The 6,456-nt window shown below is 71.9% G+C and carries 7 protein-coding genes and 1 pseudogene; 4 read left to right on the forward strand and 4 right to left on the reverse strand.

What is annotated here, in order from left to right; translation table 11 throughout:
- Positions 1-69: 69 nt before the first annotated feature.
- Positions 70-633 (reverse strand): hypothetical protein, encoded by a 564-nt coding sequence (locus tag C1J00_RS35915; protein WP_102913132.1) that lies wholly within the window; start codon positions 631-633, stop codon positions 70-72.
- 242 nt (positions 634-875) lie between these two features.
- Here C1J00_RS35915 and C1J00_RS35920 point away from each other — a divergent pair, with 242 nt between their 5' ends.
- Positions 876-1,508 (forward strand): hypothetical protein, encoded by a 633-nt coding sequence (locus tag C1J00_RS35920; protein WP_102913133.1) that lies wholly within the window; start codon positions 876-878, stop codon positions 1,506-1,508.
- Complete coding sequence (locus tag C1J00_RS35925; protein ID WP_102913134.1) at positions 1,505-2,038, forward strand: hypothetical protein; 534 nt, start codon at positions 1,505-1,507, stop codon at positions 2,036-2,038. The genes C1J00_RS35920 and C1J00_RS35925 overlap by 4 nt, the downstream gene beginning before the upstream one ends.
- A 16-nt stretch (positions 2,039-2,054) precedes the next feature.
- On the opposite strand, the gene C1J00_RS35930 is transcribed toward C1J00_RS35925, so the two are convergent.
- Positions 2,055-2,378 (reverse strand): hypothetical protein, encoded by a 324-nt coding sequence (locus tag C1J00_RS35930; protein ID WP_102913135.1) that lies wholly within the window; start codon positions 2,376-2,378, stop codon positions 2,055-2,057.
- A gap of 168 nt (positions 2,379-2,546) precedes the next feature.
- Between C1J00_RS35930 and C1J00_RS35935 the strand changes: the two are divergent.
- Positions 2,547-2,766: pseudogene (locus tag C1J00_RS35935) on the forward strand (fructosamine kinase family protein); the annotation flags it as partial.
- Positions 2,767-2,770: 4 nt separating this feature from the next.
- On the opposite strand, the gene C1J00_RS35940 reads toward C1J00_RS35935, so the two are convergent.
- On the reverse strand, positions 2,771-4,429 hold the full coding sequence (locus C1J00_RS35940) for a catalase (protein ID WP_102913136.1): 1,659 nt from the start codon (positions 4,427-4,429) through the stop codon (positions 2,771-2,773).
- 290 nt (positions 4,430-4,719) lie between these two features.
- Entirely contained in the window at positions 4,720-4,956 is a 237-nt protein-coding gene (locus C1J00_RS35945) for a hypothetical protein (RefSeq protein ID WP_031139576.1), read from the reverse strand.
- A 331-nt stretch (positions 4,957-5,287) separates the two neighbouring features.
- On the opposite strand from C1J00_RS35945, the gene C1J00_RS35950 reads away from it, so the two are divergent.
- Positions 5,288-6,456: ATP-binding protein (locus tag C1J00_RS35950; protein WP_245936633.1), on the forward strand; the 1,169-nt coding region annotated here is incomplete at its 3' end.

The raw sequence follows: 6,456 nt of genomic DNA on the forward strand, positions 1-6,456 counted from the left end.
GCCGCAGAGACCGGCCGCGAGGTGCGGTGCGGTGCGGGTGCCGGCCGGTGGCCGTGGAGCCCGGGGGCGTCAGGCGATCAGGGTGCGGCCCGGGTTCAGGCGGTCGAGGAGCTGGTTCTGGTGCAGGTCGGCGACGGGGGCGAGGAGGTCCGGGTGGCGCAGCAGGACCGCGGCGCTCCGGTCGCGGTCGTCGGGGGCGATGAGGCGGCGGAACTCGGCCGGTACCGGGGTGCCCTGGCTGCCGTCGCTGCCGTCGCTGCCGTCGCTGCCGTGGCTGCCGTCGGCCAGGGCGGCCACGGCCCGGGCCGCCAGCTCCGGGTCGGTCAGCAGGCACGCCGCCCAGCTGGCCACGACCTCGTCCACCCAGGTGCGCCAGGCGTGTGCGTCCGTGTCGTCGCCGAGGGTCGCGTCGACGCCGGTGATCCAGTCCAGCCGCCCGGAGCCGCCGGGTCCGGCCATGTCGAGCAGGGCGGCGTCCATCGCCGTCGGGTACCGGAGCCAGGCCGCGACGGTCACGGCCTGCCGGGCCTGGACCTCGCACAGGGCGGAGGCCAGGGCGCCGCCGGAGGCGGGGAAGGCACGGGTCAGCCACTGGGCGGTGGCCGCTATGACCGGGGAGAGATCTGCTTGCACTGCCGGGCCGTCCGAGGGAAGGGAGCGGGGATCTGGTCGTCGACGGTAACCGCCGTTTCCCGCGCCCGGACGTGACCGGGACCTCTTCCAGGATGTGGCCTCGGCCACACCGGCCGACGGTGCGACGCCGCGCCGCGGGCGGCGGCCCGTTTCGCCGCAGAGGGGCCGGGCACCCGGCCCGCGTGTTCCCTCACGGTCGCGAATCCGCTGGTCCGGCCCGGCGTGCAGGTACCCGGGCGCCGGTGCGTTCGCTGCGCTTCGACGGCTGGATCGCGGGAATCGGCACGACGTCCGGTGCCCGCGTGGTGCTCGGGCACTGGACGCGGTCGCCGTGGGGGCCGTTCAGCGATGTGATGGTCGAGGAGGCCGACGGACGTCGGCTGCTGCTGGCTCCCACCGGCGAGACGGCGGACTTCGTCGCCGGGACGTACGTCTTCGACGAGGTGCGGGTCGTACCGGTCGAGGTGCGGGTCGCCGACCACCGGCACTGGACCGTCACCGCCGCGCCGCTCCACCTGCGCTTCCGTACCGGCCGCCGGAACCTGTCGGGTCTGGCCCTGCGGGCGGTCCCGGACCGGCTCGCCGCCCGTCCGGGCTGGATCGCGCTGTGGGACCGGCCCGCCCGCCTGCTGCTGGGAGCACGCACCCACGGAAGTGCCCGGTCCGGACGGCACCAGTGGTACGGCGCCCGGGATCTGCACCCGGTCACCTCGGCCACCGTCACCTACAAGGGCGAGAGCCTCGGCGCCCTCGCCCCGGTCGAGCCCCCCGTGCGCTTCGGGACCGGCTCGACACCCCGCCCTCCCTGCCTCGTACGGATCACCACGACGGTGGCCGTGGAGCAGGACCGGAGTACGACAGGAGCCGCGTCATGACGGAACAGCGAGCGGATTCGCCGGGCGCCCGGCGTGCCCCGGCCACCGACATGTCCCTGCTGGGCATCTACCTCAACGACCATCTCGCCGGTGCCACCGCGGGGACCGCACGTGTTCGCTACCTGCTGCGCTCGTGCCGCGGCTCGGCGCTCGCCGACGCGCTGGCGCCGGTCGCCGCCGAGATCGCCGACGACCGGATGAGCCTGCTGCACGTCATGCGCCGCCTGGACGTCCCGGTACGCCGCTACAAGGTCTACGCGGGCCGGGCGGTCGAGCAGGTGGGGCGGCTGAAGAGCAACGGCAGCCTGGTACGGCGGTCCCCGCTGAGCACACTGTGGGAGCTGGAAGCGCTGGCGCTCGGGGTGGAGGGCATGATGGCCGGTTGGGAGACGCTCCGCGATCTGGCCACCACGGACGAACGCCTCGACGCCCGGCAGCTCGACGAGCTCATCGAACGGGCCCGGCGGCAGCACGCCACGCTGGAGGCGCTGCGCCACAAGCAGGTCCTGGTCGCCTTCCGCACGGCCTGAGGGACCGGGCCCGCCCTCACCAGAACCTGCTGCTGAGGGCGGGCTGATGGGCCAGTTGTACGGCGTCGCGCAGCCGCAGCGCCACACTGATGGTGGCGCGCAGAGCGGACGGGCGTACGGTCTGGGCGGTCTCGGTGGCGAGGACCAGCAGGCAGGACGCCGCCTGTTCGACGACCGAGACCGGCAGGATGAAGTCGTTGTCGGCGGCCGTGCGGAACGCCTTCAGGGGAATCGCGGCTCCGTCGATGGCCCGGTGCGCGGCCTGCTCCAGGTGCTGTGCGGCCTGTTCGCACACGGGGGCAGGCAGGGCGATCGTGCGCTGGAACGGTGAACTCGTCATGACCCGACTGCTCCCCCGGCGGTGGCCGGTTCTGTCGGCCGGCGGCGGGATTTCACCGTCCCGCGTGACCGGCGCGTGGCCCATGTCCTGGAGTCGAGAGGCTCTTTGAGGGCGAGAAGGAGCTCGTATGCCCGTCTGTCCGGATCTCGCGGACCGGCTCACCGGGCGGGCGGTCAGCGGGAGACGGATCCGGCGATGCTGCCTGTTCGGCTGTCCCCCTCCGGAGCGGGTGCTGGACGGCTTCCAGGAGGTGACGCCGCTCGCGGACGGCTGGTCGGGGCGCGTCGGCGTGCACCAGCCGTTCCCGCTGCTGGTGCACGCCGTGCTGTCCGGCCGGGGCTACGCGGAACAGGCCCTCGCGGTGGTCCGTTCGGCTCTGGAAGGGTGACCCGTCAGCGGGTCACGACGTGCCGTGCGTCGGGGACGCAGTGGGTCATCGTGAGGCCCTCCACGTCGCGCGGCTCGTTCTTGCCGAGCTTGGCCAGGCGTTCACGGTCGTCGTCCGTGAGGTCCTGGCTCGCCAGCGGCTCCAGTCCGGCCACGTCCTCCGGGCCGATGCCCAGTCCTTCGCCGACCCGCAGGCCGAGGTCGTTCTCGACGAGCAGGAAGTGCCAGACCATGCGCTCCTGGATCGCCCGGTCACACTGGGACAGTTGACCGATGAAGTTCTTCACCAGGTCGTCGCGTTCCCAGTCCTCCAGCAGCAGGTAGCGCTGCCCGGCCTGGAGGTAGTCGTTGGTGCGCGGGATGCGCTTGCGGGTGAGCCGGCCGGTGATCTCCGGGCCCTGCTCGTCGTGGGTGGGGTACCGGGCCTCGCGCAGGCCGCCGGTGATCGACGGCTCGTAGTTGACGTGCGGGTTCTCGCCCCCGCCGTCCACGTGGTAGGTCATCTGGCCGTCGCGCTGGTTGGTGCGCACGTCCGCGTTCCTGGCCTGGTTGACGGGGAGCTGGAGGTAGTTCGCGCCGACCCGGTAGCGCTGGGTGTCGCTGTAGGAGAAGGTCCGGCCGATGAGCATCTTGTCGTCGGAGAAGTCCAGGCCGTCGACGAGGACGCCGGTGCCGAAGGAGATCTGCTCGTTCTCGGCGAAGAAGTCCCGCGGCATCCTGTCGAGCACCATCCGGCCCACCGGCTTCGGCGGGAAGTCCTGCTCGGGCCAGGTCTTGGTGTCGTCCAGCGGGTCGAAGTCGAGCTCCGGGTGGTCGTGGTCGTCCATCATCTGGACGAGCAGCTCCCACTCCGGGTGGTCTCCGCGGGCGACGGCCTCGTACAGGTCCTTGGTGGCGTGTCCGAGGGTGTCGGCCTGGACGTTGGCCGCGTCCTCCTCGGTCATGCTGCGCACGCCCTGCTTGGGCATCCAGTGGTACTTGACGAGCTTGGTGTCGCCCTCGGCGTTCACCCACTTGTACGTGTTGACACCGAAGCCCTGCATGTGGCGGTAGTCGGCGGGGATGCCGCGCGGGCTGAACAGGTTGACCAGCATGTGCATCGCCTCGGGCGTCTGCGACATGAAGTCGAAGATGCGGCCCGGCTGCTGTTCGAACGTCACCGGGTCCGGTTTCAGGGCGTGGATGACGTCCGGGAACTTGATGGCGTCGCGGATGAAGAAGACACCCAGGTTGTTGCCGACCAGGTCCCAGTTGCCGTCCTCCGTGTAGAACTTGACTGCGAAACCACGCGGGTCGCGGGCGGCCTCGGAGGAGTCGCGACCGCCGATGACGGTGGAGAAGCGGACGGCGACGTCCGTGCGCTTGCCACGCTCCTGGAAGAGCCTGGCCCGGGTGTAACGGCTGACCGGCTCGTCACCCCAGGTGCCGTAGGCCTCGAAGTGGCCGTAGGCGGTGACGCCGCGGGCGTGCACGACCCGCTCGGGGATGCGCTCCCGGTCGAAGTGGCTGATCTTCTCCAGGAGCTGGTAGTTCTCCAGCGTGGCGGGGCCGCGGGCGCCGACGGTGCGCTGGTTCTGGTTGTCGTAGACCGGATGGCCCTGGCGGTTGGTGAGGACCTTGCGGTCGTCGCCCGGAGCGGGGCCGGTACCGGATACGTCCGTCATATGCGTGGCTCCTTCGGCTCGTGACCGGCGGCCGGCCGGGTCGGCGCCGTGAGCGGCGGCCCGGCCGGTCCTGGCGGGACGAGCCGGGTACCCGGAGGGGCGGGGTCACTCACGCGCCAGGTGAGTTGCCGGCATCGTGGCATCCGCCATTGACGACCGGGCCGGGCCACGGACATACGAGCTCCTCCGGCTCTGACACGACCGTTCTGACGCGGAGGTTCTGACACGACGGTTCTGACGCGAGGAAGGCCCGGACCCCGCGGGGTCCGGGCCTTCGGGGCCGATGAGCCTCAGCCTCCGTCGAGGCGTGCGCGCAGCAGCCCCTTGCCCAGTTCGGCGCCCTTGCGGCTGTCCGCCTGGGCCTTGCGGAACAGGTCCGCGACCTCGGTGTCCTTGGCGCGTTCCGCGTCCTGGATGTAGCTCTCCAGACGCAGGGCGTTGTTCAGGCACGCCTCGACATACCAGATCAGGTTGTAGTCCTTGTCCTGCGTACCGGTCACACCGCCGGTCTCCGATCCACTGCTCATGCGGGCCTCCTTCTCGCGGAGCGGACCTCTTCAGGCGCCGGACGGGTACCCGTCCTCCTGCGGAGCACACAGCCCGTTTCAGTCACGTGGAGTGACGGCCGGGTCACGCTTGCGAACGCCGACCGGCCAGACCTGTACGCACCACCAACTCCCCTCCTCATTACGGCAATTCAGATAGTTGCCCCGGAAGCCCCCAGACACCGGTCACTTTCGGAAGGAAGTGGCGGGACACCGTGCGAGACCGGTCGATGACGGTGTGTACTGTGCTGCGGGTGGCTCGCCAGAGCGCCCCGGACCCGACCCTGCCCGACTCCCTCCTGGAATCGACTCGATGATCGAAGTACCGGACCTGGCTGTCGGCGCCCTCGCCCTCGGCACACTGTCCGCGTTCGCCCTCGGCGGCGGCCTGCTGCGCTCACGGCGGCAACTGGCCGCACAGCGCGCCAAGACAGCGGCGTTGCGGGCGCAACTCGACGGGACGTCACGGGCGTTCACTTCCGAGGTCGAGCACCTGGCGGCGCGGCGGGTGCCCGCTGCGGCCCGGCAGGCCGCACATTCCCACGTCACCGTGCCCGGCCCGCTGAACCCGCAGCTGGCCGGTTCGCCGCTGGGTGCCGCCCTGGAACGGGTCTTGAAGGGGCTCCACGCCGAACTGGCCGCGCAGCGCACCCGGATAGACGCGGCAGCGCAGGCCGGGATGCGTGGGGCCACCCGGGAGATCCAGGCGGCGCTGTACCGGTTGCAGGACGCCCTGCGCGGGCTGCAGCAGCGCTACGACGACCCCGAGCTGGCGCAGACCCTGTTCGAGCTGGACCACGAGAACGAGCAGTCGCTGCGGCGCGCCCAGATCGCCGCGGTGGTGTGCGGGGCCTGGGTGGGGCTCGCCCGGGAGGAATCCCACCTCGTGGACGCGGTGACGGGCGGTCAGGCCCGGCTCGCGGGCTACCGGCGCGTCCGGGTCAGCAACCACCTCCCGGCCGGTACGGCCCTGGTGTCCCACGCCGTCGAGCCGGTCGCCATCATCGTGGCCGAGCTCCTCGACAACGCGCTGCGGCACTCAGCGCCCGACACGGAGGTCGTGGTCAATCTGGAGGCTGTCCACCACGGGGTCTGCGTCACCGTGGACGACGCCGGCCTCGGCATGACCCAGGACGAGCGCGCCCGGGCCCAGCGGATGGTCGCCGGTTCGGACCCGATCCTGCTGACCGAGCTCGGCGACCCGCCGCGCATGGGGCTGGCGGCCGTCGGCAGGCTGACCCGGCAGTTCGATCTGCGCGTGGACCTGACCTCCCCGTCGCCGTACGGCGGAGTACGGGCGGTGCTGCGGGTCGACAGTCATCTGCTGACGCGCATCGACCCCGAGGAACTGCCTCCGGCGGCCAGCGCCCCGCGTTCGACCCGAAGGGCGGTCGTGCGGGAGGCGGGGAGCGGTTCCGGCGCGTCCCACGGTCCGGGCCCTGGCCCGTCCGACCCGCACGCCACCCCGCGACCCGCCTCCTC

This window comes from Streptomyces cahuitamycinicus (assembly GCF_002891435.1).
Classification (GTDB): domain Bacteria; phylum Actinomycetota; class Actinomycetes; order Streptomycetales; family Streptomycetaceae; genus Streptomyces; species Streptomyces cahuitamycinicus.

Excerpts from the sequence above, each read along its gene's own strand:
- C1J00_RS35925 (WP_102913134.1), top strand. The coding sequence starts at position 1,505 with ATGACGGAACAGCGAGCGGATTCGCCGGGCGCCCGGCGTGCCCCGGCC.
- C1J00_RS35930 (WP_102913135.1), bottom strand. The coding sequence starts at position 2,378 with ATGACGAGTTCACCGTTCCAGCGCACGATCGCCCTGCCTGCCCCCGTG.
- C1J00_RS35940 (WP_102913136.1), bottom strand. The coding sequence starts at position 4,429 with ATGACGGACGTATCCGGTACCGGCCCCGCTCCGGGCGACGACCGCAAG.
- C1J00_RS35945 (WP_031139576.1), bottom strand. The coding sequence starts at position 4,956 with ATGAGCAGTGGATCGGAGACCGGCGGTGTGACCGGTACGCAGGACAAG.